The organism is Baekduia alba, from assembly GCF_028416635.1.
GTDB lineage: Bacteria > Actinomycetota > Thermoleophilia > Solirubrobacterales > Solirubrobacteraceae > Baekduia > Baekduia alba.
This window is the reverse complement of record NZ_CP114013.1, coordinates 4,273,953-4,299,920: the sequence shown is the minus strand read 5'-3', so window position 1 is coordinate 4,299,920 and position 25,968 is coordinate 4,273,953. Positions and strand designations below refer to the sequence as shown.

The window sequence follows — 25,968 nt, the reverse complement described above, 5'->3', positions numbered from 1 at the left end:
TCGACCGTCGGCGTCAGAGGCCCCGCAACCGGGCATCATCCGTGGCTTGCGGATCCTGATCTTCCACGGCTACCTGCTGCACGGGACCGGCTCGAACGTCTACAACGCGCTGCTGGCGGAGGCGCTGGCGCACGCCGGGCACGACGTGCACCTGCTGTGTCAGGAGCCGCACCCCGCGGAGGTCGACGCGGTGGGGGCGGCCGGGGACTGGGACTCCGGGGCGCTGGTCGTGCGTCAGATCCGCCCAGAGCGCCGTGTGACGACCTACCGGCCCGACATCGGCGGCGTCCTGCCCGTGTACGTGGCCGACCGCTACGAGGGCGTCGAGGCGCGCACGTTCGCGGAGCTGACCGACGCGGAGGTCGCGACCTACGTCGCGCGCAACGTCGAGGCGGTCCGCGAGGTCGCGGCGCTCGCCCAGCCCGACCTCGCGCTGGCCAACCACCTCGTGATGGGCCCGGCGATCGTGGCGCGCGCCCTGGCGGGCACCGTCCCGTACGCCGTCAAGATCCACGGCAGCGCGCTGGAGTACGCGGTCAAGCCGCAGCCCGAGCGGTTCCTGCCCTTCGCCCGCGAGGGGCTGGCCGGGGCGCGGACGGTGCTCGTCGGCTCCCGCCACACCGCCGAGTCGCTGTGGGCGGCGATGGAGGACCCGGAGCTGCCGGCCCGGACGCGCTTGGGCCCGCCCGGCGTCGACGTCGAGCGGTTCCGGCCGCGGTCGCGCGCGGGCGCGAGCGCGGACCTGCGCACGCTGGGCGCGCACCTGGCCGAGCAGGCGCTCGCCGCGCCGCCGGACCCGTCCGGGTCGTCGTTCTCGCGCGACCCCGCCGAGGCGGCGCGCGCGCTCGGCAGGATCGTCAACGGGGGCGACGACGACCGGCTCGTCGCGTTCGTCGGCAAGCTCATCGTCTCCAAGGGGATCGACCTGCTCGCGGCCGCGTGGCCGCTCGTGCTCGCCGCCGTCCCGGACGCGAAGCTCGTGGTCGTCGGCTTCGGCGCCTACCGGGACGCCCTGGAGCGGATGCTCGGCGCGCTGGCCGACGGCGACCTCGCCACGGTCCGCGCGCTCGCGCAGGAGGGCCGGGCGGCCGAGGGCGGCCCGCACGCGCCGCTGCGGCTGCTGCAGGCGTTCCTGGACGACCTCGAGCACGCCGACGACCGCGAGCTCTACCTCGTGGCCGCGCGCCACGTCCGCGAGCGCGTGGTGCTGACCGGACGGCTGGAGCATCCCGAGCTCGCGCCGCTGCTGGGCGCCGCCGACGCCCAGGTCGTCCCGTCCACGTTCCCGGAGGCGTTCGGGATGGTCGCCGTGGAGGCCGCGGCGTGCGGCGCGCTGCCGATCGTCGCCGACCACTCGGGGCTCGGCGAGGTCCGGGCGATCCTGGCCGACGCCGTCCCGGTGGCCGCCCGCGCCTGGCTGGGGTTCGCGCCCGGACCACGCGCCGTGCGCGACCTGGCCGACCGGATCGTCGCCTGGCTGGAGGCCCGCGAGGACGTCCGCGACGCCACGCGCGAGGGCCTGGTGCGGGTGGCGCGGGAGCGGTTCTCGTGGGACGGCGTGGCCCACGGCGTCATCGCCGCGGCCCGCGGCGAGCACCGCGCATTGCCCGAGCCCTGACGGTTCCCTTGCCTTGCCCTCCTGGGTTGCGGTTAGGATCAGCCGCGATCATGGGGAAGAGGATCATGCCGCGCGCTGCGCTCTGCGCTGCCATCGTCGCCGTCGTCCCGGCGCTGTCCGCCTGTGGGGGCGTCAAGGACCCGCAACCGGACGTCGTCGCCGGGAAGCAGCTGTTCGTGCAGAAATGCGGGTCCTGCCACACGCTTTCGCGTGCCGGGACCAAGGGCACGACCGGCCCGGACCTGGACCAGGCGTTCCAGCAGTCCATCAAGGAGGGCTTCGGCACGTCCGCGGTCCGCGGGGTCGTCTACAAGCAGATCCTGTATCCGAACCGGCTGAAGAACTCCCAGGGCATCAAGATGCCGGCCAAGCTCGTCTCCGGTCAGAACGCGCACGACGTGGCGGCCTACGTCGCGTCGGTCTCATCGCTGACCGGCAAGGACAGCGGCCGCCTGGCGACCGCGGTCAAGGCCGCGGGCGGCGGGACGGCGACCGAGAAGGCCGGCGTCATCTCGATCCCGGCCGACCCCGGCGGCCAGCTCGCGTTCGCCGACGCCAAGGCGATCGGCCAGGCCGGCCCCGTGACGATCGAGATGCCCAACAAGTCGGGCACGCAGCACGACATCGTCATCGACGGCCTCGGCAAGGGCGAGGTCGTGGCCAACGGGACCTCCTCGTTCAAGGCCACGCTCGACGCGGGCCAGAGCTACACGTACTACTGCTCGGTGCCCGGCCACCGCGAGGCGGGCATGGAAGGCAAGCTCACCGTCAAGTAGCCAGGCCGCACCTGCGGAGCGCGGGTGCGGTGGCGGCGCCGTCGGCGTGGGCAACGTCTGCCGACGGTGGGCGCCCGAACGTCGCGGCGGGGTCGCCGCGGACGCCGAGAGCAGCGAAGGGCGGCGCCCTCAGTGCGCCGCCCTGCCGCTTCGCGCATCCGTGCGCGGCTGCCTCAGCTCAGAAGATCGCGCGAACGAGGAGGACGATCAAGATGATCGTCCCGAAGAGCGCGATGGTGGCCAGCAGGACGCGGAACGCCGCGGCCTCCGACCGGAAGGGCTCGAGCGCGCGCAGCAGCAGCGCGTTCCAGTCGCGGCCGGGCGGGTCGTCGTGGTCGGTCACGTCGCCGGCCATCAGAGCACGTAGACCGACGTGTAGACGACGATCCACATCACGTCGACGAAGTGCCAGTAGATCCCGGGGATCTCGACGCCCTGATGGTGCTCCGGCGAGAAGTGCCCGCGGAACGCCCGGATCGTGACCATCCCGAGCAGGATCAGGCCGATCGTCACGTGCGCGCCGTGCAGGCCCGTCAGCGAGAAGAACACCGTCGCCTGCGCGTTGTCCTGCGGCGCGAAGCCGATGTGGACGTACTCGTTGATCTGGATGAAGAGGAACGTCAGCCCGAGCAGGAACGTCGCCGACATCCCGGCCTGCAGGCCGAAGCGGTTGCCGTTCTTGATCGACGTCTGCGCCCAGTGCAGCGTCAGCGACGACGAGACCAGGATCGCGGTGTTGACGCCTGCGACGGCGACCGGCAGGTCCATGTCGTCGATCGGGAACCAGCCGCCGGGGACGGCCACGACGCGGATGAAGAAGTACGCCGTGAAGAAGGCCCCGAAGACCATCACCTCGGAGATGATGAACAACAACATCCCGAGCAGCGCGGGCTCCACCCGCGAGCTGCGGTTGGCCGGCGGCGGACCGTGGTGGTCGTGCCCGTGGGCGGCGGGGATCGATGCGGCTTCCATGGTTCTCCTGCGTGGCTACGCGGCTTGGGTGGCGGAGCGATCCGCCGTCTCGACGTGCTCGACCGGCTTGTTGGTGACCTTGCGCACGCGCTCGACGAGGTCGGCCCGCAGCCACCCGGAGCGCGTGGCGGGCAGCGTGGAGATCACGATGTCGTCGACGCGGAAGAACTGCAGCGCGTTCATCGTCGCCGTGTAAGGGTCCGGGTCGCCGATCATGCCCGCCGCGATCAGGTTCTCGCTGATCAGGCGGTCCACGACCTGCGCCATGCGGGCGCGCGCCCGGGCCGCGTGGTGGCCCTCGCCGCCCTCCTGGGGGACGATGACGATGAACAGCGACCCGCGGGGGTCGTCGCCGGCCTTGGCCTTCAGCGACGCCAGCAGCTCGTCGCCCGACGCGGTCTTGGCCGCCACCACGAGCGTCACGTGGAACGGGATGCCGACGGCGTCGATGTCCTGCTCGACGTGCGTGACCGGCAGCCCCGACGCCTGCTCGATGCGCTCGATCAGGTCGCGCCGCAGCCAGCCCGACACGGTCGCCGGGTAGGTCGACACGATGATCTCGTCCGGATGGTGCTCGCGCACCGCGTCCATCGTCGCGGTGTACGGGTCCGGGTCGCCGATGTCGCCGACGGCGTTGATGTCCTGGTCGCGCAGGAAGCGCCGGGCCAGGTCGATCCGCACCTTCGCGGCGTCGAAGACGAAGTCGTCGTAGATGATGTTGCCGTGCTTGGGCTTGTTGCGCGGCACGCACACGATGACGCGCGTGCCCTCGCCGCCGGCCGCCACGCGGTCCTTGACGACCTCGAGCAGCTGCGCGCCCGCCAGCGTCTCGTTGGCCACGACCAAGATGGTGCTCATGAGTTCCCGCTCCTCATCACTCGGTGGGTGGCTGGGCATGGGTGCCCGCCGGGGTCGCCTTGGCCTCGGCCGGCGCCGCCGGCCCGAAGATCCCGTGCACCGCGCCCGGCACCCCGTACTCGTACGGGCCGCCGACGACCGTCGGGACCTGGTCGAAGTTGAACACCGGCGGCGGCGAGGAGACCTGCCACTCCAGCGTGAGCGCGCGCCAGGGGTTGGCCACCGCGCGCGCACCGCCGCGCCAGGACGCGACCATGTTGTAGGCGAAGATCAGCGAGCTCAGCCCCAGGCAGAACGAGGCGAGCGAGATCACCAGGTTCCACGTGGCGAACTGGTCCGCGTAGTCGGCGACGCGGCGCGGCATGCCGTTGACGCCGATGATGTGCATCGGCGCGAACGTCGCGTTGAAGAAGACGAACGTCGTCCAGAAGTGCAGCTTGCCGAGCTTCTCGTCGTACATCCGGCCCGTCATCTTCGGGAACCAGTAGTAGACGCCGGCGAAGATCGTGAACAGCGACCCGCCGAACAGCACGTAGTGGATGTGGGCGACGATGAAGTAGGTGTCGCTGACGTGGATGTCCAGCGGGATCATCGCGAGCATCACGCCCGAGATGCCGCCGCAGGTGAACATCGTCAGGAAGCCGAGCGCGAAGAGCATCGGCGTGTCGAGCCGGATGACCCCGCGCCAGAGGGTCGCCAGCCACGAGAAGATCTTGATGCCGGTCGGCACCGCGATGATCGCCGTGGTGACCATCATCGGGATCCGGATCCACGACTGCATGCCCGACACGAACATGTGGTGGGCCCAGACCGTGAACCCGAGCACGACGATCGCCAGCAGCGAGAAGGCCATCATCCGGTAGCCGAAGATCGGCTTGCGGGCCTTGACCGCCAGCACCTCGCTGACGATGCCGAAGCCGGGCAACATCATGATGTAGACGGCCGGGTGGCTGTAGAACCAGAAGACGTGCTGGTACATCAGCACGTCGCCGCCCTTGTCGGCGTCGAAGAAGTGGAAGCCGAGCGCGTAGTCCAGCAGGACGAAGAACTGCGACGCGGCGATGAACGGCGTCGCGATGACGACCAGCAGCGACGTCGAGAAGTTCGCCCACGCCAGCAGCGGCATCCGGAAGAACGACATGCCGGGCGCGCGCATGGTGATGATCGTCACCAGGAAGTTGAGCGCGGTCGCGATCGACGACGCGCCCGCGAACTGGACCGCGATGGTGAAGAACATCTGCCCGAGTGGCGCGGTCGTCGACAGCGGCGCGTAGGCCGTCCAGCCCGAGGCGAACGAGCCGCCCGGCGCGAAGAACGACGCGAGCATCAGCACGCCCGCGCACGGCAGCAGCCAGAACGACAGCGCGTTCAGCCGCGGGAAGGCCATGTCCGGCGCGCCGATCATCAGCGGCAGGACGAAGTTCGCCAGCCCCGCGAACACGGGGATGATGAACAGGAAGATCAGGATCGACGCGTGGACGCTGAACAGCCCGTTGAACGTGTTGGCGTCCACGAACTGCCGCCCCGGCTGGGCCAGCTCGGCGCGCATCAGCATCGCCATCAGGCCGCCCACGAACAGGAAGAAGAACGAGTGGACGGTGTACTGGATCCCGATGACCTTGTGGTCGGTGTTCGGGTGGAAGTAGCTCTTCCACGACGTCGCGCCGTGCGACGAGTGGTCCTCGGCCCGCGTCGGCTTGCCGGCGGCCCAGTAGAACCAGTAGTCGAAGCAGCCCAGGCCGATCAGGAACGCGAACGGCAGGACGAACATCCCGATGAGGACGATCGACTCGGCCTCGAGGAAGTGGCCGAAGCGGTCGTGCCCGTACAGCATGCGCACGAGCCAGCTGAGGCCGGTCGCGCCCGCCGCCGCGATGAACATGAACCAGGCGGCCCGGTACCAGCCGGGCTGGCGCACCTTGGCGGTCACTTGGCCGCCACCTCCTCCAGGTACTTGACGAGCGCGTCGACCTCAGGGCCGGTCAGGAGCTTGCTGTAGGTGTCGGGCATGATCCCCTTGTCGAACCCCGCGGCGATCTCGGCGTTCGGGTTCAGGATCGACTCCTTGATGAACGCCGCGTCCTTGCCCTTGAGCACCTGGTCGAGTTCCGGGCCGACGCCGCCGGCCGTCCCCGCGTCGGCGAGCTTGTGGCAGCCGCCGCAGGCGGTCGCGCCGGTCTGCGTCTCACCCTGCTGGAAGAGGGCCTTGGCGTCGACGGCCGGAGCCGCGCCGCCCGCGCCACCGGCCGCCGCGCCGCCCGCCGCGGGCGCCGACATCTTCTTGACCCAGGCGGCGTACTGGGCCTTGGGCAGCACGTGCGCGGTCTGGCGCATGAAGGCGTGCCCGAGGCCGCAGAGCTCGGCGCAGACGACGGGGTAGGTGCCGAGCTTGATCGGCGTGACCCGGTAGTTCGTCGTGATGCCCGGCACGGCGTCGATCTTCATCCGCCACGCCGGGACCCAGAAGTCGTGGAGCACGTCGCGGGTCTTGACGTTGAACTTGACCGACTCGCCCTCGGGCACGTAGAGCTGCGCCGACGAGAACTTCTTGCCGCCCTCGTTGTAGTCGAAGGTCCACGTGAACTGCTGGCCGTTGACCTGGATCTGGCGCTCGTTGCCGGCGGCCGGCGCCTTCTCGATGTCGTGCAGCACGAGGTAGGCGTAGGTGCACAGCGCCATCAGCATGATCGCCGGGATCGCGGTCCAGACGACCTCGAGGCGCGTGTTGCCGTGGATCGGCGGCCCGTCGAGGTTCTCCTCCCCGGGGCGCATCCGGAAGTACCGGGCCGAGTAGAGCACGACGCCCGTCACGAGGACGAACACGGGGACCGAGCAGATGATCAACACGTCCCAGAACGTGTCGATCTTCTTCGCCTGCTCTGACCCCTGTGCGGGGAACCAATCGATGACGAGCCCGAGAGCGATGCCCAGAACTGACGCGATGAGGCCGACGATCACCATCTTCGTGATGGTGCGTCGGCCTCCCCGTCCTCCCAGGGGATCGGCCTCCGCTCGAGTGCTCTCCTCACCCATAGCCCGGCGATCCTATGCGCCGGGACCGACGACACGCAACGCGTGATCGTGCCGACAGACCTCGGTGGGCGTGTCGGCGGCGCTAGGCGGCGGCGTCGTCGGCCGTCGCGGGGACGGCCTCAGGGCGCGAGAACCGCCCACTGGCGCGGAAATCGGACGGCGCGATGCCGTGATGACGGCGGAACGCCTTGGCGAACTGGGCGGGCTGGCGGTAGCCCACGCGGTGGGCGACATCTCTCACGGTGAGGCCGCGGATCCGCAGCAGCTCGGCCGCACGGTCCATGCGCACGGCCGTCAGGTGCTCCCGGAAGGTGGTCTCGCCGATCTCGGAGTAGGCGCGCTGGAGCTGGCGTCGGGAGGACGCGACGCGGCGGGCGATGTCGTCGAGCGACAGGTCCTGGGCGTACTCGCTCTCGACGATCGCGACCGCGTCTTCGAAGAGGCTGGTTCGCAGGCGGATGGTGGCTGGTCGGTGCATGACGTGCGGGGGATACGTGGCGCGTGCGCCTTCGGATCATCGCCGGCCCGGCGGACCCGTTGGCGGTCGTGGGCGACGCTGCTAGATTGCAACCTTGAGGCAATCGTTGCAAGCGCGGAGGACGAAGGAGCGATCTCAGGATGCAGGTGCGTGACGGCATGAGCAGCATGGTCCTCACCGTGGGCCCCGGCCACACCCTTCGAGCCGCCGCCAAGGCGATGTCCGATCGGCACGTCGGCGCGGCGGTCGTGTTGGACCCGGATGCCATGGGACCGGGGATCCTGACCGAGCGCGACGTGCTCGACGCGATCGGCAAGGGCCAGGACGTCGACGCCGAGCTGGTCGGCGACCACCTGACCCAGGAGGTCGTCTTCGCCTCGCCGGAGTGGTCGCTGGAAGAGGCGGCCGCGGCGATGGTGCGCGGCGGCTTCCGCCACCTGATCGTGACCGATGCCGGCGAGATCCGCGGGATCCTGTCGGTCCGCGACGTGGTGCGCTGCTGGACCGACGACGGCGCGATCTGCGACGTGCCCGCCGGGGCGTCCGTCGGCCAGTCGGCTGGATAGCGCGGCGCGATCTGCGACGTGCCCGCCGGGGCGTCCGTCGGCCAGTCGGCTGGATAGTGCGCGCGATCTGCGACGTGCCCGAGCACACCGCCGCCTCCGTCGGCGCCATGGAGGCCTAGAAGGCGCCCAGGAACGACGAAGGGCGAACGCGCGCGCCCGCCCTCCGGCAAGTCAAGGCCTATGCCAACGGCGCGCTAGTGGTGCTCGGCGTCGTGGTGGAGCGGGAGCTCGGCGATGTCGCGGCGCGTGTCGGCGATCCAGCGCAGGATCACCCACACCGCCAGGACGCCGCCGGCGCCCGTGAGCCACCAGGTCGTCGTGACGCCGACCAGGGCGGCGGTGATGCCGATCGTCAGCAGCAGCGGCTGGATCGAGCCGCCGGGGAGGTGGATCTCCTCACCGACGGGCGGGATGTCCGGGTCGTGGCTCACGAGACGTAGATCGCCGCGGCGACGAAGGTCAGGCCGAACATGACGAAGCACACCGCGCCGGCGATCAGGCCGGTGCGCACGTTCTTGCGGGCGAGGTTGCGGTCCATACGGGTCGAGATTCTCCCAGACGGGGCTACAGCTTGACGTCCGCCACCATCGACGCGAAGAGCAGCGCGAGGTAGAGGAGCGAGAACAGGTACAGCCGCAGTGCGGCCTTGCGCGTGGCCTGGCGATAGAGCCCGACGGCCAGCGCGATGAAGACGATGCCCAGGAGGCCCGAGGCGCCGACGTAGAGCGCGCCCAGCCCGCCGCCGCCGCAGAACGGCAGCTGCGAGACCGCGTAGAGCAGCACGCTGTAGAGCAGGATCTGGCGGCGCGTCTCGCCCTCGCCGCGCACGACCGGCAGCATCGGCACGCCGACCTTCGCGTACTCGTCCTTCATCAGGATCGACAGCGCCCAGAAGTGCGGCGGCGTCCAGAAGAAGACGATCGCGAACAGGTAGATCGGCAGGCCCGTGAGACCACCGGTCACCGCGGCCCAGCCGACCAGCGGCGGCACGGCGCCTGCGGCGCCGCCCCAGACGATGTTCTGCCACGTGCGGCGCTTGAGCCACGCGGTGTACAGCAGCGTGTAGCCCAGGAAGCCGGAGAACGACAGCGCGCCCGCGAGCAGGTTGGACGTCAGCCACAGCCAGAAGAAGCCGGCGACGCCCAGCCCGATCCCGAACCACAGCGCGGTGCGCGGCGCGATGCGCCCGGCCGGGATCGGCCGCGTGGCGGTGCGCGCCATCTGCGCGTCGATGTCGCGGTCGTACCAGTGGTTGACCGCGCCGGCGCCGCCCGCGCTCATGTACCCGCCGATGCACGTCGCGACGATCAGCTCGATCGACGGGCTGCCGGCGACGAGCATCGTCGTCACCGTCGTCAGCAGGAGCAGCGACTGGACCTTGGGCTTGGTCAGGGCGACGAGGTCGCTGACCAGCTGACGGGTCCCGGACGCCGGCAGCGGGGCCGCTGCGGGCGCAGGGGTTGCGCGTGACGCCTCCATGGCGTGGCGAGCCTACCGCGAGGGCCTAGTGGCCGTCGCCGGCGAGCCGGCCAGCCTCCATGGCGGTCATGTACGCCGGCTCCGGCGCGCCGGTCTGCGCGATCACCTGACGGCGGATGTCCTTCATCGGCTCGACCGAGCGGATGCGCGGGACCGAGTCGAAGTTGTTGACCGGCGGCGGCGACTGCGTGAACCACTCGAGCGTGTTGGCCTTCCACGGGTCCGGCCCCGCGACGGCGCCCTTCTTGACCGAGATCAGGACGTTGATCAGCGTCAGCAGGATGCCGAAGCCGAGGATGAACGCGCCGATCGTCGAGATCAGGTTGAGGATCGCCAGGTCCTGGACGTCGGAGTACTCGTAGACCCGTCGCGGCATGCCCTCCATGCCGGCCGAGTGCTGCACCAGGAAGGTGACGTGGAAGCCGATGAGCATGAGCCAGAAGGAGGCCTTGCCGAGCGGCTCGCTGAGCAGCCGGCCCGTCATCTTCGGGAACCAGTAGTAGAGGCCCGAGAAGATCGTGAAGACCGCGCCGCCCATCAGCACGTAGTGGAAGTGCGCGACCACGAAGTAGGTGTCGGTCAGCTGCCAGTCGACCGGGAACACCGCGACGAAGATGCCGGTGATGCCGCCGATCAGGAACGTCCCGATGAAGCCGACGGCGAACAGCAGCGACGTCGTGTAGGTGATCGTGCCGCGCCACAGCGTCGCGATCCAGTTGAAGATCTTGACGCCGGTCGGCACCGCGATGAGGAACGAGCTCATCATGAAGAACACGAGCACGAGCGACGGGCTCGGGGTCGAGAACATGTGGTGCGCCCAGACGAGGAGGCCGAGGAACGCGATGACCAGCGTCGCCGCGGCGATCGCCTTGTAGCCGAAGATCGGCTTGCGCGAGAACACCGGGAGGACCTCGGAGATGATGCCGAAGCCCGGCAGCACCATGATGTACACCTCGGGGTGCCCGAAGAACCAGAACAGGTGCTGCCACAGCAGCGGCGAGCCCCCGTTGGACGCGTCGTAGAAGTGCGTCCCGAAGTGGCGGTCGGTCAGCAGCAGCGTCACGGCCGCGGCGATGACCGGCAGGGCGAGGATCAGCAGGACCGCGTAGGTCAGGATCGCCCAGACGAACAGCGGCAGGCGGCCCCAGCCCATGCCGGGCGCGCGCATGTTCGCGATCGTCGCGTAGAAGTTGACGGCGCCCACCAGCGAGCTGAGGCCCGTGAGGTGGATGAGGAAGATCCACGCGTCCACGCCGCCCGACGGCAGGTAGTCGGTGTCGCTCAGCGGCGAGTAGCACGTCCAGCCGCACTCGGGCGGGCTGAAGAAGATCGACGCGTAGAAGACCAGGCCGCCGGCGGCCAGGAGCCAGAACGACAGCGCGTTGAGCTTCGGGAACGCCATGTCGCGCGCGCCGATCATCAGCGGCACGAAGTAGTTGCCGAACCCGGCCATGACCGGCACGACGAACAGGAAGATCATCGTCGTCCCGTGCATCGTGAACAGCTCGTTGTACGTCTGCGGCGTCAGCAGGTCGTTGTTGGGGACCGCGAGCTGCAGGCGGATGAGCAGCGCCTCGACGCCGCCCAGGATGAAGAAGGCGAACGTCAGGACCAGGTACATGATCCCGATGCGCTTGTGGTCGGTCGTGGTGACCCACGACGTCCAGCCGGTGGCGGGCGCGTCGACCTTGCGGGCGGCGACCTGCGGGATCGGCTCGACGGTGGTGGTGGGTGCTTCGACGGTGGCGGCCATGCGGTCTGTCAGATCCTCAGGGGGTTACGGCTGGGGGGTGGAGAGGTCTTCTTGCGCCGGGTTCTGCCCCGGGTCCGCCGAGTCGGCGGGCTGGCTGTTGGCGTTGGAGTCGTTCAGCTTCTTGCGCTGAGCGGCGCCCTGCACCTCGGCCGCCTTGATGTTGGCCTTCCGCAGCGCGAGCCACTTCTGGTACTCCGGAACGGAGACGGCGCGGACGCGAGCCGTCATGTTCGCGTGGTTGCGGCCGCAGAGCTCGGCGCACTGGCCGAAGAAGACGGTGCCACCCGGCTTGTCGCCGAACTTGGTCGGGACCTGGAACCAGGTGTGGTTCGTGTACCCCGGGATGGCGTCGAACTTGCCGCCGAGCTTCGGGATCCACCAGGAGTGCGCGACGTCCTGGGCGTTGATGTCCAGCGTCACCGTCGTGCCGACCGGGACGACCATCTCCTCGTAGGAGAACGGCGCGCCGAGGTTCTTGGCCGACTTCGGGTCGCAGTTCTCCTGGTAGGTGAACCGCCAGATGTACTGCTGGCCGTTGACGCAGATGTTCAAGGACTTGCCGCTGGGCGGCAGGCGCCGGCTCGTGTCGGCGAGCTGCAGGCCGCTCGCGCTCGAGTTCGGCGGGTTGCGGATCGCGTCGAGCTTGATGAACGTCACGGTCGCGAGGATCACGAGGATGACGGCGGCGCCGACGGTCCAGCCGATCTCCAGCCGCGTGTTGCCGCGGATCTGGGCCGGGACGGCGCCCTTGCGCGCCTTGAACTTGAAGACGGAGTAGAGGAGCACGCCCTCGACCCCGACGAACACCACGACGGCGACGCCGAAGATGATCCAGTAGAGCGTGTCGATGTCGTCGGCGTTCGGCGAACCGCCCGACTCCGGAGACAGCAGATCCGCCCCGGCGACGGGCGCCAGGAGCAGCGCGCCCGTCACGACGGCAAGGAGGGCGAGGATGAGATTGCGCGATCTGCGAGAGACCGACGCTGTCTCCTCCGGAGCAGGTGTCTTGATGGCGCGGCGCGAAGTCATGAGGTTGCGAAGGCGAGAGGTGTCCAAGGCGGCGCGGATTCTATTCATGAACGGCCGTCAGACGACCGCTCGCCGGAGAGGCCCGGCGCGGGCGCACTCCGTTCGGGACCGTACGGGTGTTCGCGGGCGTCTGCCGGACCGTCAGCGACCGGCGAACCGCGCGGGTCGCTTCTGGAGGAACGCGGTGACGCCCTCGACGAAGTCGTCGGAGTGCGCCATCTCCTGCTGAACCTGGGCTTCCAGCTCCAACTGGCCGTCCATGCGCGCGTACAGCCAGGCGTTGAGCTGGCGCTTGACGCCGGCGTAGGCGGCGGTCGCGCCGTCCGCCAGGCGGTCGACCAGCGCCTCGACTTCGGCATCGAAGTCGGCGTCCGGGACGGCCCGGTTGATGAGGCCCCACGCGGCCGCCTGCTGGGCGCCGATCCGCTCGCCGAGCATCGCCATCTCGATCGCGCGCGTGAACCCGACGCGCTCGGGGACGAAGAGCGAGGACCCGCCGTCGGGCGCCAGGCCGATGTTCACGAAGGCCAGCAGGAAGTAGGCCGACTCCTTGGCGACCACGAGGTCGGCGCACAGCGCGAGGCTCAGCCCGATGCCGACGGCCGGGCCGTTGACGGCGGCGACGACCGGCTTGGGCATCGTCCGCAGGCCGGTGATGATCGGGTGGTAGCGCTCGGTCAGCGTCTTGTAGACGTCGGGGCGGCCCTGCGGCGTCTGCTCGTCGGAGATGTCGCGCAGGTCGGCGCCGCTGGAGAACCCGCGCCCGGCGCCGGTGACGCACACGACGCGCACGCCGTCGTCGGCGCCCAGCTCGTCGACCGCCGCGCGCAGGTCGATCCCGAACTGCTTGTTCCAGGCGTTCATCGTCTCCGGTCGGGACAGCACGATGGTCGCCGCGGCGCCGCGCCGTTCGATGCGGACGGTCTCCAGCTGGGTCGTCATGCGGGCATCCTATGGTGGAAGGCATGGCCGCCAGACCGGTTATCGGGTTGTGCGCCGCGCTCGAGCGCGCGAGCTGGGGCGTGTGGAGCTCGCCGGCGCACCTGCTTCCCCGCGAGTACGCCGACGCCGTCCAGCGCGCCGGCGGCATCGCGCTGATCCTGCCGCCCGACCCGCGCGCGGGCGAGCACCCCGACGAGCTGCTCGACCTGCTCGACGGGCTGCTCCTCGCCGGCGGCTCCGACATCGACCCGGCCGCCTACGGCGCGCAGCCGCACCCGGCGACCGTCAACACCAACCCGGAGCGCGACGCGTTCGAGATCGCGCTCGCCCAGGCCGCGGTCGCGCGCGACCTGCCGTTCCTCGGGATCTGCCGCGGGATGCAGGTGCTCAACGTCGCGCGCGGCGGCACGCTGCTCCAGCACCTGCCCGAGTCCCACGGCCACGACGACCACCGCCGCAACCCGGGGACCTTCGAGGGCGCCGACCACCAGGTCCGCCTCGAGGCCGGCTCGCTGGCCGCCCGCGCCGCGGGCGAGGAGACGCACCGGTCGCTCAGCCACCACCACCAGGGCGTCGACCGCCTCGGCGAGGGCCTCGTCGTCACCGGCCACTCCGCCCTCGACGAGCTGCCCGAGGCCGTCGAGCTGCCGGGCAGCCGCTTCGTGCTCGGCGTGCAGTGGCACCCGGAGGCCGACGAGACCAGCCGGCTGATCGCCTCGCTGGTCGACGACGCGCGCGACTACGCGACGGCCAGGTCGACACGCGCGAGCTCGAGCACCGGGAACGGCGGCGGCAGCTCGGTGCCGGCGCGGTAGCGCGCCAGCGCGTCGTCGCCGAGCCGGGCGAACGCGGCCTCGACGAGGTCGACGTAGGCGCGCTGCACGACGACCTCCGCGGTCCCGGCGCGGCCGGCGGCCACCCGCGCACGCCCAGGCGCGCGGCCGACGTAGGTCCAGACGGGGCGGCCGGTGAGGCCGTCGGCCGCGATCCGCCCGGACACGTCGACGCGCTCGTACTGGCGCTCGCGCGCGTCGAGGCGGGCCAGGTCGGCGTCGTCGACCTCCATCAGCGCGCCGTCGACGATCGCGTGGTCGTCGTCGGCGCGCTCCAGGTCCAGGAAGGCGACCGCCGCGGCGGGCCGCGTCCCGTCGGGCAACTCGTACACCTTGTAGCCGGGCACGGCGACGGAGTTGTCCATCGCCACGCCCCAGACGCGCCGGTGGCCGCGCAGCCGCGCCGGGCGCGCGCCGGGCGCGGCCACCAGCGACGCGTAGCCGAAGACGTACATCCTGCTCGCGGTCACCAGCTCAAGGACATGGGCTTGCCGCCCGTGTCCGCGCCGGTCAGGGTGATCCCCGCGACCGTCGGCGACGCCACGCTCGACGTCCAGCTCTGCAGCGCGCGCTGCTGCGTGTAGCCCTTGGGCACGGCCACGCGCACGGTCGTGATCGTGTTCGGCGCGATGTCGAACGTCCGGCCGGCGAGCTCCACGGTCTGCGGCGTGCGCCCGCCGCGGTAGCGCACCGCCAGCGTCCCGGGCGCGTCGAGCCACAGCGCGACGGTCAGCTCGCGCGAGCAGGTGATCGGGGAGTCGACCGGGACGATGTCCGGGCTGGCGGCCGAGTAGCCCGGGGTCCGGCGCGGGCACGGCAGGATCGCCAGCGAGCGCGCGCGCACCGGCGCGTGGGGCGCGATCTCCACCACGCGGCCGGTCCAGCGGTCGGTCGCCGAGGCGACCTCGTCGCGGAAGCGCACGCGCGCCGACGGGTCGTTGATCAGGAAGCGGCGCGGCAGCGGACCGCAGCCCCGCTGGGCCGAGAGCGCGCCGGTCAGCGTGAACTTGAAGGTGCAGCGCTTGCCCTGGATGCCGCGGCCGAGCAGCGGCTGCTCGGGCACGTAGGCCTGCGTGACCTGCTTGTTGAAGTAGTCGATGTCGTCGAACTGCGGCGCGTTCTGGGTGATCGCCAGCAGCGCCAGCGGGCCGCTGGCGTGGTGGTCGACCCATTGCAGGTCGCTGGGCATCACCGAGCGGAACGAGTCGCCGGTCTTGTCCATCTGCCACCACGCGGCCTGGCTCTGGACGAGCAGCACGACCGCGGTCGCGCCGAGCGCCAGCGCCGCCGCGCGCATGGGGTCGCCGCCCGCCGCGCGGCGCAGCGCGACGACCACGACCGCGGCCATGATCAACCCCACCAACAACAGCGCGGGCCCGGCGCCGAGGCCGAGCACCTGATGGACGCGGTAGGCGACGGCCCAGCTCCCGCGCTCCTCGCCGATCATCGCGATCGCCGGCCGGAGCACGAGCGCCAGGGCCGGCAGCGCGCCGGCGACCAGGCTCGCGCGCGTCAGCAGCGCGGGCCGCGTGATGACGACGGTGGCGAGGACGAACGCGATCGGCAGCGCGTAGGTGATGTAGCGCCCGATCGCCCACGGCGCGCCGCCGTAGCCGGCCAGGAAGAAGCCCGACTGCACGACGGTGACCAGCGCGACCGGCCAGAAGACGGCCAGCAGCGGGCCGCTGTCGTCGTCGCGCCAGGCGGCCGGCGAGCACGCGGCGGCCGCCGCCAGCAGCACGGGCGCGAAGCCGGCGGTCGCGACCAGCTCGAGCAGCTGCAGGCCGGTCTTGGACAGGATCGTGCCGAGGCTCGGGCGGTAGCTGAACACGCTCGAGTAGTCGCCGGCGATCCCGGGGTCGGCGAGCGCCACGACCACCAGCACGGCGAAGGCGAGGCCGAGCACGCCCAGCGGGCGGCGGTGCGCGTGCAGGCGCAGGGCGCGCGACTGCGGGTCGCGGACCACGTCCAGCAGCAGGACGACGAGCACCGCCGGGATCAGCGCCGCCATCTGGATCCGGGCCGCGGTCGCCAGGACGACCAGGCCCAGCGCCGCCCACGGCAGCCACGATCCGGAGGCGCCGCCCGCGCGGCGCAGGCCCATCGCCAGCAGGCACAGCGCCGCGGTCGTCAGCGGGAAGGCGAGTGCCTCGGTCGCGGTCTCGGCGCTGCTGAGCATCCACGTCCCGAGCACCGTCAGCGCCGCGGGCGCGAGCGCCAGCCGCGGGCCGACCATCTCGCGCGCCAGCCACCACACCGGCACGACCTGCGTGCACAGCGCCAGCGTCCCGAGCAGCTTGGACGCGCGCCACGCGTCGACCGTCGAGTCGAAGACCGCCCACGCGGGCTTGATGAAGAAGACGTACAACCTGGCCGTCTGCCCCAGGGGCTCGCCGCGCCAGCCCAGGCCGTCGCGCGCGATGTGCGCGTAGCGGAACTCGTCCGGGAACAGGACGGGCAGCGGTGTGCGCAGCGCCAGGACGCCGTAGACGACGACCGCCCCGACGTACAGCGCGGCGACCCAGGTCCATGGCGAGTCCCGGCGCCGGCGGGGCGCCGGACGGGGGTTCCCACGCACTCCGGCGCTGGGCTCGGCGACGCGCACGGAGCTCATTCGCCCTCTGACTCTAGAGGGCGCGGCGGGCGGTCTCGCCGGATGGCTCAGGCCGCGGTGCGACCGCCGAGGGCGTTGGCGACGCCCTGGCGGGCGCGGCAGACCAGCGCCTTGCTCGCCCCGGCCGACACGCCGAGGGCGCGGCCGATGTGCGAGTGGGAGCGGTCCTCGAGCTCGTGCATGACCAGCGCGCGGCGCTGGCGCTCGGGCAGGGACTCCAGACCGCGGACGACGTCGTCGAGCCGCTCGCGGCCCGCGATCATCGAGACCGGGCCGGGCCCGTGGTCGGCGAGGACGGCCTCGTGCGGGTCGAGGTCGGTCGTGCGGTTGGGCTTGCGCAGCTGGTCGAGGCAGCGGTTGCGGACGATCGCGTGCAGCCACGGGCGCAGCGCGATGTCGGCGTCGCCCGAGCGCATCGAGCGCAGTCCGCGGACGAACGCGTCCTGGACGCACTCCTCGGCGTCGTGGTGGCGGCCGCCGAGGACCTGGCGGGCGTACGCGGTCAGCTGCGGCTCGTAGCGCTGCACGATCGCGGTGAAGGCGGCGTCGGAGCCGGCGCGGGCGGCGGCCACCAGCGCCTCGTCGGACGCGGAGCCGGCGCGGGGGAGACGCGGGCGGGTGGGACGCGCTGCGGAGGGGAGGACCGGGGTGCTCATGTCCCACATGTTCGGGCCCGCGCGCCTCCGCTCCCAGGGACCCCTGGTCTAGACCTTCCACACCCCAGGTGAGGTCGTGCTACCCCTAGGTGTGGAGGCCGGGTCGATCTCTACCCTGCAAGGCGTGTCCGCCGACGAGTCCCCGCTCGCAGCCCACGTCGCCTCGCCTGCCGAGATCCAGGAGCGGCTCAGCGCCGAGCGCGCCGGGTCGCCGTTCCTGGTCCTGCGCGACGGCGACGGCCGGCAGCGGCTGCTGCGCCTCGACGGCGACCGCCTGAGCATCGGCCGCGCCGAGTCCAACGCCGTCGGGCTGCCGTGGGACACCGAGGTCAGCCGGCTGCACGCCGAGCTGGAGCGGATCGCGGGCGAGTGGACCGTGGTCGACGACGGGCTCAGCCGCAACGGCACGTTCGTCAACGGCACGCGGATCTCCGGCCGCGTGCGGCTGCGCGACGGCGACGTCCTGCGCATCGGCCGCACCACGCTCGGCTACCGCCGGCCCGACGGCGACGACAGCGCCGAGCACACGGTCGTCGCCGGCGAGGTCGTCGCGCTGGCCGACATCCCCGCGACCCAGCGCCAGGTGCTCATCGCGCTCGCGCGGCCCTACAAGCAGGCCGAGTTCCCGACGCCCGCGACCAACCAGGCCATCGCGGCCGAGCTGCACCTGTCGGTCGACGCGGTCAAGGCGCACCTGCGGTCGCTGTTCCGGCGCTTCGGGATCGAGTCGCTGCCGCAGAACCAGAAGCGCTCGCGGCTGGTCGCCGAGGCGTTCCAGCGCGGCGTCCTCACGCAACGCGACCTCTAGCGCGATTCTGCGGGCCGCCCGCCCGCGCCTGACGGTCGCCGCTGAGCTTCACGTGCGGGTGCACGCTGCCGCTTCAGCGGCGACGTCAGCCACGACCGGTCGGGCCGCAGAATCGCGCTAGCCGAGGTCGATGCGGGTGACGGTCGCGCTCGCGAGGTTCGTCACCCAGGCCGACTTGCCGTGCGCGGCGATCGCGAACGGGGTGCGGCCCACCTCGATCGGGTCGCCGACGACCTCGCCCTTGGCCGGGTCGATCCGCACGACCGCGTTGTCGAGCTGGCTGGCGACCCACACCGTGTGCGCCGAGTAGCCGATGCCCAGCGGGCCGCGCACGTCGAGCGCGACCGGCGCCGGGTTGTCCAGCGCGCGGTTGTTCTGGGTGACGGTGCCGTCGTCGTAGTTGGTGACCCAGATCTGGTTGGCGCCGAAGACGGCCTGGTGCGCGCCGAGGCCGATCGCCCGGCTCTTGCGCTCGCCGGTGCGCGGGTCGATGCGGCTCACGCGCGCGCGGCGCCGGTTCGGGACCCAGACGTAGCCGCCGCCGGTCGTGATCCAGCTGACGCCCTCCTGGCCGAACAGGATCTCCTGCGTCTTGCCGCCGCGCGGGTCGACCTTGACGATCGAGGACGGCGGGTCGGTCGTCTTGATCGCGCGGCGCCCGACCCAGACCGCGCCCTCGCCCGCGGTGACGACGACCGCCTCGCCGGTGCCGAGCGCGCGGTCGCCCTGCAGCGCGCCGGTCGCCGGGTCGATCCGGACCAGCCGGGCCTGCTCGCCGTTGGTCACCCAGAGCGAGCCGAAGCCCGCGGCGATGCTCGTCGTCCCGCCCTTCCACGGCAGGCGGATCGTGCGCCGCGGCGTCTTGCCGTCGGTCGCGATGCCGATCAGGTGGCCCGTGTGCGCGCTGCCGACCCATATGCGCCCATGCGCGTAGGCGATGGCGTTGGGCCGCGGGTCCACCTTGTAGGTGTTGACCACGTGCGCGGTGGCGGCGGCCGCCGGCGTCGTCGAGGTCTGGGTCCCGCTCGCGGTCCCGGAGCCCTTGTTGTCGTCGTTGCCGCCGGTCAGCAGGAGGACGGCGATCAGGACGACGGCCGCGCCGGCGACCAGCGACAGGACGGGCGCGATCCACCCGCGCGAGCGCGTCGTGGCGCCCGGGCCGGCACCGGGCGCCAGCGCGGTCGGCGCCGTCGGCGTGCGCGTGGCGGCGTCCGGCCCGCCGCCGGCGACGAACGTCTCGTCGTCGGCGAAGCCGCCGGGCGCCGCCGCGCCGCGGGCGACGACGCGCTCGGGCGGCGGCACCGGCCCGTCGCCCACCGCGGCCAGCGCGGCGCGGCCGAGGTCGCCGGCGGACAGGAAGCGGTCGTCGGGGTCCTTCTCGAGGGCGCGCGCGACCACGGCGGCCAGGCCGGCCGGGACGGCGGGCGACAGCGCGGTCGCGTCCGGCGCCGGGTCGTTGAGGTGCGCGTAGAGCGTCGCCTCGTCGGAGTCGCGGCGGTAGGGCGCGACGCCGGTCAGGATGTAGAACAACAGGCAGCCGAGCGCGTAGACGTCGGCACGCGCGTCGACGCCGGCGCCGCGGATCTGCTCCGGCGCGATGTAGCCCAGCGTGCCGACCCAGCGGCCCGAGCCGGTCATCGTCGTCTCGCCGGTCAGCCGCTTGGTCAGGCCGAAGTCGGTGAGGTAGGCGTGGTCGTGGTCCAGCAGGACGTTGGCCGGCTTGATGTCGCGGTGCACGAGCCCGCGCGCATGCGCGGCGTCGAGCGCGTTGGCGACCTGCGCGATGATCGTCGCGGCCCGCGTCGGGTCCAGCGGGCCCTCGCGCTGGACGACGGTGCGCAGGTCCTCGCCGTCGACGAACCGCATCGCCAGGTACAGGCGCCCGTCGTCCTCGCCGGCGCTGTAGACCGGGATCACGTTGGGGTGGTCGATCGCCGCCGCGGCCCGCGACTCGCGGACGAAGCGCTCGCGGAACGCCTCGTCGCGCGCCAGCGGCGTCGCGATCAGCTTGAGCGCCACCGGGCGCTGGAGATCGAGCTGCTCGGCGCGGTACACCACGCCCATGCCGCCGCGCCCGGCGATGCCGGTCACGCGGTAGCCGGCGAGCTCGTCTCCGGGCTGCAGCTCGGTGTCGAGTCCGCTCACGGCACGCGACGGTAGCGATTCCTCCCGGCGGAAGGTCCGGGGCGGTCACTAGACTGGCCCGCCTCGTGCGCCTGTCCTCAGCCCTTCGCGTCGCTGCGTGGGGTGTTGTCGCGGTCGGTGTGACGGTCCCGCTCGTTCGCCGGCGTGCGCGGATCCCACCGCCGGTCGTCACCGCCTCCGCCGCCGCGGCGCCCCTCGCCCTCAGCATCGCCCTTCCCCGGTCCAAGAAGCGTGACGTCGTGCTGTGCGTGCTGCAGATGTACGCCTACACCGTCACCTACCAGATGCCCAACGACGATCCGGAGGCCCTGGAGCGCAGGGTCCACCTCGACTACCCCGCGCGGGTGGACCGGATCCTGGGCCTGGGCGAGATGCCCAACGTCCGGCTGCAGCGCTGGTTCTCGGTGCCGGGCCGGATCCGCAAGCGCGACCAGGTGCTGGTGTGGTCGCACTGGCTCTGGTTCCTGTTCCCGCACGGGACCGTGGCCTACATCCTGTGGCGCCACCCGGATCGCTTCCCGCGGACGGCGGCGTTGACCTACGCGGTCTTCGACCTCGGCCTCGTCGGCTACTGGGCCGTCCCGACCGCGCCGCCCTGGTACGCGTCGCTGCATGGCCGCCTCGGCGAGCAGGGCGACGTCGCGATCCGCCGCATGATGGTCGAGCACGGCGAGGCGTTCTGGAAGGACAGCTGGGAGCCCCTTTACAGTGTCCTGGGAGGAAACCCTCTCGCCGCCATGCCCTCGTTGCACTTCGCAACCTCGCTGATGGCCGCACACCTCCTCACCGAGGCCGGACCGGTCGAAGGGGCGGTGGGGTGGACCTACGCGCTGACGCTCGGCTTCGCGCTCGTCTACCTCGGCGAGCACTACCTCGTCGACCTGCTGGTCGGCGCGACGCTGACCGAGAGCGTGCGCGCCGTGGCGCCGGTCGCCGGCAGGCCGCTCGGCCGCGTCGCGCACGCGTTGCAGGCGCTTGAGCGGCGGGCCCACGCATGACCACCGACGTCGGCGCGGTCGACGAGGTCGAGGAGGTCGACGACGACGAGGAGATGCCGCTGATCCGGGTGACCAAGCGCACCCTGCTCTTCGGTGGCCTCTTCGTCGTCCTGTGCATCGTCTTCCTGACCGCGGTGCTGCCCCAGCTCGCCGGCCTCGGCGACACCTGGAAGGAGGTGAAGGACGGCGACCCCCTGTGGCTGATCGTCGCGGGCGCGTTCACGGCGCTGTCGTTCGCCGGCTACGTGCTGCTGTTCCAGGGCGTCTACGTGCGCGACGGCTTCAAGCTCACTGCGGTCGAGAGCTACCAGATCACCATGGCCGGCCTGGCCGCGACGCGCGTGTTCGCCGCGGGCGGCGCGGGCGGGATCGCGCTGACGGCGTGGGCGCTGCGGCGGGCCGGGATGCCCAAGCGCGCGGTGGCCGACCAGACGCTCGCGTTCCTGGTCCTGACCTACGGCGTGTACATGGCGGCGGTCGTCCTGGGCGGCTTCGGCCTGTACTTCGGGATCCTCGACGGCCCCGACGACTGGGCGATCACGCTGCTGCCGGCGATCATCGGGCTGATCGCGTTCGGGATCGCGCTGCTGGCGTCGCTGACCCCGACCGACCTGCAGAAGCGGCTGGACGGCTACGCGCAGCGACACGGGCACATCGGGCGGCTGGCCCAGAAGGCCGCGAACCTGCCGGCGGCGATCTCGTCCGGGATCCGGATCTCGGTGCAGCTCGTGCGCAGCGGGGACCTGGCCCTGGTCGGCTCGATCGCCTACTGGGGCTTCAACATCGCGATCCTCTGGGCGTCGTTCAAGGCGTTCGGCGAGGCGCCGCCCTGGGCCGTGATCGTGATGGGCTACTTCGTCGGGATGCTCGCCAACCTGCTGCCGCTGCCGGGCGGCGTCGGCGGGGTCGACGGCGGCATGATCGGCGCGTTCGTCGCATTCGGCGGCGAGTCGAAGGACACGATCGTCGTGGCGGTCCTGACCTACCGGCTGTTCGCGTTCTACCTGCCGACGATCCCGGGCGCGGTGGCGTACTTCCAGCTGCGGCGCACGGTGGCGCGGTGGAAGGACGAGGGACGGGCCCGGCGTAACGCGCGTCCGCCAGTCGGTACTATACAAAGTGAAGCGCACTGAACCGGGAAGGACCCACTGCATGGCCGACGTCGAGAACGTGATCATCATCGGAAGTGGCCCAGCGGGCTACACGGCCGCGCTGTACACGTCCCGCGCCAACTTGAACCCGCTCGTCATCGAGGGCTTCATGTGGGGCGGGCTGCTCCAGCAGACCACCGAGGTCGAGAACTACCCGGGCTTCCCGGGTGGCGGCATCGCCGGTCCCGAGCTCATGCAGAAGCTCCGCGACCAGGCCGAGGACTTCGGCACCCGCTTCCTCACCGACCAGGCCACGTCCGTCAAGCTCGCGTCCGAGCCGGGCGGCATCCACGAGGTCCACGTCGGCAAGGACGTCTACAAGACGCGCACGGTGCTCCTCTCGATGGGCGCAGAGCACAAGAAGCTCGGCGTGCCGGGCGAGGCCGAGCTGGCCGGCGCCGGCATCTCTTACTGCGCGACCTGCGACGCCGCCTTCTTCAAGGACCAGGTGATCATGGTCGTCGGCGGCGGCGACAGCGCGCTGGAAGAGGCGATGTTCCTGGCCAAGTTCGGCCGCAAGGTCCTGCTGGTCCACCGCCGCGACGAGTTCCGCGCGTCGAAGATCATGGAGTCGCGCGCCCGTGCGATGGACAACATCGAGTTCAAGACGCCGTACGTCGTCGAGGAGTTCCACGCCGGCGACGGCCCGTTCAAGCGCATCGCGCGCCTGAAGAAGACGGGCAGCGACGAGATCGAGGACGTCGAGATCGGGGGCGCGTTCATCGCCATCGGCCACGAGCCGCAGTCCGAGATCGTCGATGGCGTGATCGAGACCGACGCCGAGGGCTACGTCAAGGTCGAGGGCCGCTCGACCCGGACCAACGTGCCGGGCGTCTTCGCCGCGGGCGACCTGGTCGACCACACCTACCGCCAGGCGATCACGGCCGCCGGCTCCGGCTGTCAGGCCGCGCTGGACGCCGAGTGGTACCTGCGCGACACGCCCCAGATCGAGACGCCGCCCTCGCTGGCCGAGGGCGACCTCGCCGAGGCCCAATGGGCCCCGGCGAAGTAGGCCACCGCGTGCCGCCCGCCCGCGCCTGACGGTCGCTGACGCGCTGGCGCTGCGCCAGCGACGTCAGGCACGACAGGCGGGCCGCAGCGACCTACTTCACGGCGAACGTGATGACGTTGCGGCCGTGGGCCGGGGCGTCCTTGTGGCCGTCCTCGTCGGTCGCGCTGACCTCGAGCGTGTAGGTGCCCTTGGGCAGGGTGAGGGCGAAGCCGTAGGTGAACTCGTTGCGGAGGTCGCTGAGCTCGGCCTTGAACCACTTGGCGTTCTTGGTCCCGCACTGGGCGGTGACCAGGAGGGCCTTGTCGTCGCTCCAGGCGGTGCAGCGCTTGACCGTCTTGTAGCGCTTCTTGGCCTTCTTCTTGGCCTTGCTCTTCTTGGGCTTGACCAGCACCTTGGCGGTGGTCACGCGGGTCAGGCGCAGCTGCACGGCGCCGACGCCGTTGGGGTCGAGGTCGATCGTGCCCTTGACCTGGCCCGGGCCCTTGTTGGCCTTGAAGACGCGCTTGTTGGGGATGTTGGTCACGTGCGTGACCGGGCCCGACGTGTCGGTCGTGCCGCAGAAGCCGTCGTGGCCGTTGGTCGCGCACGGCGACGGCGTGACGTAGGGGACCTCGGGCGGCGGCTGGTACCGCGTCGAGCCGCAGTAGCCGTCGTTGCCCTCCGAGACGCAGACCGCGAGGCGCGCGGGCGGGCGGGTGCCGTTGCTCGCCACGCCGATGATCTGGTGCGGCCCGGGCTCGGTGAACGACACCTGGGCCTGCCCCTGCAGTGGGCCGGTGGCCAGCGACTGCGTCGGCGTGAACCCCGGCTCGTCGGTGCCGAACAGCGCGGCGGCGGGCGTCCCGATCGGCGGGTCGCCGAAGATCTTGATGGCGACCGGCGCGCCGCGGCCGGGGACGGTCTGCGGCGCGATGTCGTAGGGGCCGCCGTCGCGGATGCGCGTGTACAAGGGCGTGCCGGAGTAGCAGCCGAAGGTCTGGCTGCCGCAGGACTGGTAGGCGAGCACCTCGGATCCGGTGGGGACGGTCGCCGCGCAGACGTCGCCGGCCTCCCATCCGCCGCCGCCGTCGATCGGCGCCTGGTCGACGTAGATCCGCCAGCTCCACTTCGGCTGGGTCGGCGGGGCGAGGCCGCCCTGCGGGCCGAGGCCCTTGAGCGTGCTCAACAGCCAGTGGTGGGTCGTCGCGTCGTACTGGGTCTTGACCTGGGTGGCGCCGACGGCCGCGGCGAGCGCGGCGACCGGGCTCGTGTCCGCGCAGGTCTGGTCCGGCTGGGCGCCGGCCAGGTCCTGGACGGTGACGGCGGCCGTCGAGACCGCCGTGCGGTTGATGAACGCGCCCGTGGCGATCGCGTTCATGTCGCGCGTCTCGGCGCGCACGATCGCCGGCTGGGCGGCAGCGGTCGAGGCCGCGACGAGCGTCGTCGCGGACAGGACGGCGACGACCGCCGTGAGCGTCCTTGCGTGATGACCCATGTTCTCCCCTGGTCGCCTCGGGACAAGGCGACTCTCCGAACGACGGCGCGATCCTAACCCGGTCGGGGGGCGCGATGCCACCCGTCGGAAGGATGGGCCGGCTCAGCGGTGGGCGCGGGCCCCGGAGGCCTTGCGGGGCTTGGGCTTGGCGGCCTTGCGCTTCGGCGCCGGCGGGGCGTGCCTGGGGGTGGCCGAGGCCCGCTTGGCCGGCGCGGGCCGCGCCGGAGGAGACGGGCCTGCCTCTGCGGGCTCCGGCGTCGCGGCGCACTCCGGCGCCGGCTGCACGTACGCGTAGTACATGATGTCGGTCGGGTCGTCCAGGTGCTCGTGGCCGGTGAGGTGGCCGACCTCGCGGACGACGACCGAGCAGAGCTTGACCCAGTCCCAGTCGGCGCCGGTCGCCAGGGCGATCGCGCACTCGGTGTTGCGGGAGGGCTGGAGGTAGGGGTCGACGTCGTTGGCCCATGTGGACCGCGCGTTGATCCCGGCGTCGAGGTGGGCCCAGGTGATCGCGACGCGGCCGCCGCACGGCGCCATGCCCCAGTGCGCGGCGCCGGCCGTCCATGGCGCGGGGTCGCGGGCGTCCGTGCCCACGGGGGTGAGATCGGGTCGATCAGCCCTTTGGCTGAGTGTCGACGTGCCGGTTTGGCCACATTTGCGCCGGTGTTGGGACCGGACGTTCGTCCAGCGGCATTTCGGAGCATGAGTCCGGCAAAAGACATTCGACACTCTGAGATCTGGGGTCTTGCCTTCCACCCAAACCGGGGGTACGA

The 25,968-nt window shown here is 71.6% G+C and carries 25 protein-coding genes; 8 read left to right on the top strand and 17 right to left on the bottom strand.

The features are described 5' to 3' along the window. Nucleotides 1-46 precede the first annotated feature (46 nt). Nucleotides 47-1,618 (top strand): glycosyltransferase family 4 protein, encoded by a 1,572-nt coding sequence (locus DSM104299_RS21530; protein ID WP_272473715.1) that lies wholly within the window; start codon nucleotides 47-49, stop codon nucleotides 1,616-1,618. 50 nt (nucleotides 1,619-1,668) lie between these two features. After that, nucleotides 1,669-2,394, top strand: a complete 726-nt coding sequence (locus tag DSM104299_RS21525) for a c-type cytochrome (RefSeq protein WP_272473714.1) — start codon at nucleotides 1,669-1,671, stop codon at nucleotides 2,392-2,394. A gap of 178 nt (nucleotides 2,395-2,572) precedes the next feature. Here DSM104299_RS21525 and DSM104299_RS21520 read toward each other — a convergent pair whose 3' ends face one another. The 6 genes from DSM104299_RS21520 to DSM104299_RS21495 all read right to left on the bottom strand — a co-directional run bounded on the left by DSM104299_RS21520 (nucleotide 2,573) and on the right by DSM104299_RS21495 (nucleotide 7,735). Next, a complete protein-coding gene (locus DSM104299_RS21520) occupies nucleotides 2,573-2,749 on the bottom strand; it encodes a hypothetical protein (RefSeq protein WP_272473713.1) in 177 nt (58 codons plus the stop codon). Further along, on the bottom strand, nucleotides 2,749-3,366 hold the full coding sequence (locus DSM104299_RS21515; RefSeq protein ID WP_272473712.1) for a cytochrome c oxidase subunit 3: 618 nt from the start codon (nucleotides 3,364-3,366) through the stop codon (nucleotides 2,749-2,751). Before DSM104299_RS21515 ends, DSM104299_RS21520 begins: the two co-directional genes overlap by 1 nt. A 15-nt stretch (nucleotides 3,367-3,381) precedes the next feature. Further along, nucleotides 3,382-4,224, bottom strand: coding sequence for a hypothetical protein (locus DSM104299_RS21510; protein ID WP_272473711.1), 843 nt, complete (start codon nucleotides 4,222-4,224; stop codon nucleotides 3,382-3,384). 16 nt (nucleotides 4,225-4,240) lie between these two features. Further along, the gene (ctaD, locus tag DSM104299_RS21505) at nucleotides 4,241-5,995 is read right to left on the bottom strand and encodes a cytochrome c oxidase subunit I (protein WP_432419788.1); all 1,755 of its coding nucleotides are present in this window, start codon (nucleotides 5,993-5,995) and stop codon (nucleotides 4,241-4,243) included. 155 nt (nucleotides 5,996-6,150) lie between these two features. Then, nucleotides 6,151-7,185 (bottom strand): cytochrome c oxidase subunit II, encoded by a 1,035-nt coding sequence (gene coxB, locus DSM104299_RS21500; protein WP_272473709.1) that lies wholly within the window; start codon nucleotides 7,183-7,185, stop codon nucleotides 6,151-6,153. 154 nt (nucleotides 7,186-7,339) lie between these two features. Further along, nucleotides 7,340-7,735 carry a helix-turn-helix transcriptional regulator gene (locus tag DSM104299_RS21495; protein ID WP_272473708.1) on the bottom strand — a complete coding sequence of 132 codons (396 nt, stop codon included), beginning with the start codon at nucleotides 7,733-7,735 and terminating at the stop codon, nucleotides 7,340-7,342. Between the two features lie 140 nt (nucleotides 7,736-7,875). Between DSM104299_RS21495 and DSM104299_RS21490 the strand changes: the two genes are divergently transcribed. Continuing rightward, on the top strand, nucleotides 7,876-8,301 hold the full coding sequence (locus DSM104299_RS21490) for a CBS domain-containing protein (protein ID WP_349294470.1): 426 nt from the start codon (nucleotides 7,876-7,878) through the stop codon (nucleotides 8,299-8,301). 194 nt (nucleotides 8,302-8,495) lie between these two features. Here DSM104299_RS21490 and DSM104299_RS21485 read toward each other — a convergent pair whose 3' ends face one another. From DSM104299_RS21485 to DSM104299_RS21465, 5 genes are all read right to left on the bottom strand, one after another. After that, the gene (locus DSM104299_RS21485) at nucleotides 8,496-8,732 is read right to left on the bottom strand and encodes a hypothetical protein (RefSeq protein WP_272473706.1); all 237 of its coding nucleotides are present in this window, start codon (nucleotides 8,730-8,732) and stop codon (nucleotides 8,496-8,498) included. A 133-nt stretch (nucleotides 8,733-8,865) separates the two neighbouring features. Continuing rightward, complete coding sequence (locus DSM104299_RS21480; protein ID WP_272473705.1) at nucleotides 8,866-9,780, bottom strand: heme o synthase; 915 nt, start codon at nucleotides 9,778-9,780, stop codon at nucleotides 8,866-8,868. A gap of 25 nt (nucleotides 9,781-9,805) precedes the next feature. After that, nucleotides 9,806-11,533: a cytochrome c oxidase subunit I gene (gene ctaD / locus DSM104299_RS21475; RefSeq protein ID WP_272473704.1), complete on the bottom strand. Its 1,728-nt coding sequence runs from the start codon at nucleotides 11,531-11,533 to the stop codon at nucleotides 9,806-9,808. Between the two features lie 24 nt (nucleotides 11,534-11,557). Beyond that, nucleotides 11,558-12,466, bottom strand: a complete 909-nt coding sequence (coxB, locus tag DSM104299_RS21470; protein WP_272473703.1) for a cytochrome c oxidase subunit II — start codon at nucleotides 12,464-12,466, stop codon at nucleotides 11,558-11,560. Between the two features lie 237 nt (nucleotides 12,467-12,703). Beyond that, a complete protein-coding gene (locus tag DSM104299_RS21465) occupies nucleotides 12,704-13,504 on the bottom strand; it encodes an enoyl-CoA hydratase/isomerase family protein (protein WP_272473702.1) in 801 nt (266 codons plus the stop codon). 23 nt (nucleotides 13,505-13,527) lie between these two features. Here DSM104299_RS21465 and DSM104299_RS21460 point away from each other — a divergent pair, with 23 nt between their 5' ends. Next, on the top strand, nucleotides 13,528-14,319 hold the full coding sequence (locus DSM104299_RS21460) for a gamma-glutamyl-gamma-aminobutyrate hydrolase family protein (protein ID WP_272473701.1): 792 nt from the start codon (nucleotides 13,528-13,530) through the stop codon (nucleotides 14,317-14,319). Here DSM104299_RS21460 and DSM104299_RS21455 read toward each other — a convergent pair. Genes DSM104299_RS21455 through DSM104299_RS21445 form a run of 3 tightly spaced genes read right to left on the bottom strand, consistent with a single transcriptional unit; the run spans nucleotide 14,244 to nucleotide 17,607 of the window. Further along, a complete protein-coding gene (locus DSM104299_RS21455; RefSeq protein ID WP_272473700.1) occupies nucleotides 14,244-14,807 on the bottom strand; it encodes a gamma-glutamylcyclotransferase family protein in 564 nt (187 codons plus the stop codon). The genes DSM104299_RS21460 and DSM104299_RS21455 overlap by 76 nt on opposite strands. After that, entirely contained in the window at nucleotides 14,804-16,951 is a 2,148-nt protein-coding gene (locus DSM104299_RS21450; protein ID WP_272473699.1) for a hypothetical protein, read from the bottom strand. The genes DSM104299_RS21455 and DSM104299_RS21450 overlap by 4 nt, the downstream gene beginning before the upstream one ends. Nucleotides 16,952-16,998: 47 nt before the next feature. Next, on the bottom strand, nucleotides 16,999-17,607 hold the full coding sequence (locus tag DSM104299_RS21445; RefSeq protein WP_272473698.1) for an RNA polymerase sigma factor: 609 nt from the start codon (nucleotides 17,605-17,607) through the stop codon (nucleotides 16,999-17,001). Between the two features lie 124 nt (nucleotides 17,608-17,731). Between DSM104299_RS21445 and DSM104299_RS21440 the strand changes: the two genes are divergently transcribed. After that, nucleotides 17,732-18,415: an FHA domain-containing protein gene (locus tag DSM104299_RS21440; RefSeq protein ID WP_272473697.1), complete on the top strand. Its 684-nt coding sequence runs from the start codon at nucleotides 17,732-17,734 to the stop codon at nucleotides 18,413-18,415. A 117-nt stretch (nucleotides 18,416-18,532) separates the two neighbouring features. Here DSM104299_RS21440 and DSM104299_RS21435 read toward each other — a convergent pair whose 3' ends face one another. Then, entirely contained in the window at nucleotides 18,533-20,560 is a 2,028-nt protein-coding gene (locus DSM104299_RS21435) for a serine/threonine-protein kinase (protein ID WP_272473696.1), read from the bottom strand. 65 nt (nucleotides 20,561-20,625) lie between these two features. On the opposite strand from DSM104299_RS21435, the gene DSM104299_RS21430 reads away from it, so the two are divergent. From DSM104299_RS21430 to trxB, 3 genes are read left to right on the top strand one after another with little or no spacing between them, the layout of a single operon-like run. Next, on the top strand, nucleotides 20,626-21,558 hold the full coding sequence (locus DSM104299_RS21430; RefSeq protein ID WP_272473695.1) for a phosphatase PAP2 family protein: 933 nt from the start codon (nucleotides 20,626-20,628) through the stop codon (nucleotides 21,556-21,558). Continuing rightward, complete coding sequence (locus DSM104299_RS21425; RefSeq protein WP_272473694.1) at nucleotides 21,555-22,691, top strand: lysylphosphatidylglycerol synthase transmembrane domain-containing protein; 1,137 nt, start codon at nucleotides 21,555-21,557, stop codon at nucleotides 22,689-22,691. Before DSM104299_RS21430 ends, DSM104299_RS21425 begins: the two co-directional genes overlap by 4 nt. A gap of 19 nt (nucleotides 22,692-22,710) precedes the next feature. Next, a complete protein-coding gene (trxB, locus tag DSM104299_RS21420) occupies nucleotides 22,711-23,721 on the top strand; it encodes a thioredoxin-disulfide reductase (protein WP_272473693.1) in 1,011 nt (336 codons plus the stop codon). Nucleotides 23,722-23,812: 91 nt separating this feature from the next. On the opposite strand, the gene DSM104299_RS21415 is transcribed toward trxB, so the two are convergent. Then, entirely contained in the window at nucleotides 23,813-25,195 is a 1,383-nt protein-coding gene (locus DSM104299_RS21415; RefSeq protein WP_272473692.1) for a hypothetical protein, read from the bottom strand. Between the two features lie 102 nt (nucleotides 25,196-25,297). Then, the gene (locus tag DSM104299_RS21410; protein ID WP_272473691.1) at nucleotides 25,298-25,789 is read right to left on the bottom strand and encodes a hypothetical protein; all 492 of its coding nucleotides are present in this window, start codon (nucleotides 25,787-25,789) and stop codon (nucleotides 25,298-25,300) included. Nucleotides 25,790-25,968: the final 179 nt, after the last annotated feature.

What these genes read in the sequence shown, in the direction of transcription:
- DSM104299_RS21525 (WP_272473714.1), top strand. Translation starts at nt 1,669, where the DNA reads ATGGGGAAGAGGATCATGCCGCGCGCTGCGCTCTGCGCTGCCATCGTC.
- DSM104299_RS21520 (WP_272473713.1), bottom strand. Translation starts at nt 2,749, where the DNA reads ATGGCCGGCGACGTGACCGACCACGACGACCCGCCCGGCCGCGACTGG.
- DSM104299_RS21515 (WP_272473712.1), bottom strand. Translation starts at nt 3,366, where the DNA reads ATGGAAGCCGCATCGATCCCCGCCGCCCACGGGCACGACCACCACGGT.
- DSM104299_RS21510 (WP_272473711.1), bottom strand. Translation starts at nt 4,224, where the DNA reads ATGAGCACCATCTTGGTCGTGGCCAACGAGACGCTGGCGGGCGCGCAG.
- ctaD (WP_432419788.1), bottom strand. Translation starts at nt 5,995, where the DNA reads ATGTTCGTCCTGCCGTTCGCGTTCCTGATCGGCCTGGGCTGCTTCGAC.
- coxB (WP_272473709.1), bottom strand. Translation starts at nt 7,185, where the DNA reads ATGGTGATCGTCGGCCTCATCGCGTCAGTTCTGGGCATCGCTCTCGGG.
- DSM104299_RS21495 (WP_272473708.1), bottom strand. Translation starts at nt 7,735, where the DNA reads ATGCACCGACCAGCCACCATCCGCCTGCGAACCAGCCTCTTCGAAGAC.
- DSM104299_RS21490 (WP_349294470.1), top strand. Translation starts at nt 7,876, where the DNA reads ATGCAGGTGCGTGACGGCATGAGCAGCATGGTCCTCACCGTGGGCCCC.
- DSM104299_RS21480 (WP_272473705.1), bottom strand. Translation starts at nt 9,780, where the DNA reads ATGGAGGCGTCACGCGCAACCCCTGCGCCCGCAGCGGCCCCGCTGCCG.
- ctaD (WP_272473704.1), bottom strand. Translation starts at nt 11,533, where the DNA reads ATGGCCGCCACCGTCGAAGCACCCACCACCACCGTCGAGCCGATCCCG.
- DSM104299_RS21465 (WP_272473702.1), bottom strand. Translation starts at nt 13,504, where the DNA reads ATGACGACCCAGCTGGAGACCGTCCGCATCGAACGGCGCGGCGCCGCG.
- DSM104299_RS21460 (WP_272473701.1), top strand. Translation starts at nt 13,528, where the DNA reads ATGGCCGCCAGACCGGTTATCGGGTTGTGCGCCGCGCTCGAGCGCGCG.
- DSM104299_RS21450 (WP_272473699.1), bottom strand. Translation starts at nt 16,951, where the DNA reads ATGAGCTCCGTGCGCGTCGCCGAGCCCAGCGCCGGAGTGCGTGGGAAC.
- DSM104299_RS21445 (WP_272473698.1), bottom strand. Translation starts at nt 17,607, where the DNA reads ATGAGCACCCCGGTCCTCCCCTCCGCAGCGCGTCCCACCCGCCCGCGT.
- DSM104299_RS21425 (WP_272473694.1), top strand. Translation starts at nt 21,555, where the DNA reads ATGACCACCGACGTCGGCGCGGTCGACGAGGTCGAGGAGGTCGACGAC.
- trxB (WP_272473693.1), top strand. Translation starts at nt 22,711, where the DNA reads ATGGCCGACGTCGAGAACGTGATCATCATCGGAAGTGGCCCAGCGGGC.
- DSM104299_RS21415 (WP_272473692.1), bottom strand. Translation starts at nt 25,195, where the DNA reads ATGGGTCATCACGCAAGGACGCTCACGGCGGTCGTCGCCGTCCTGTCC.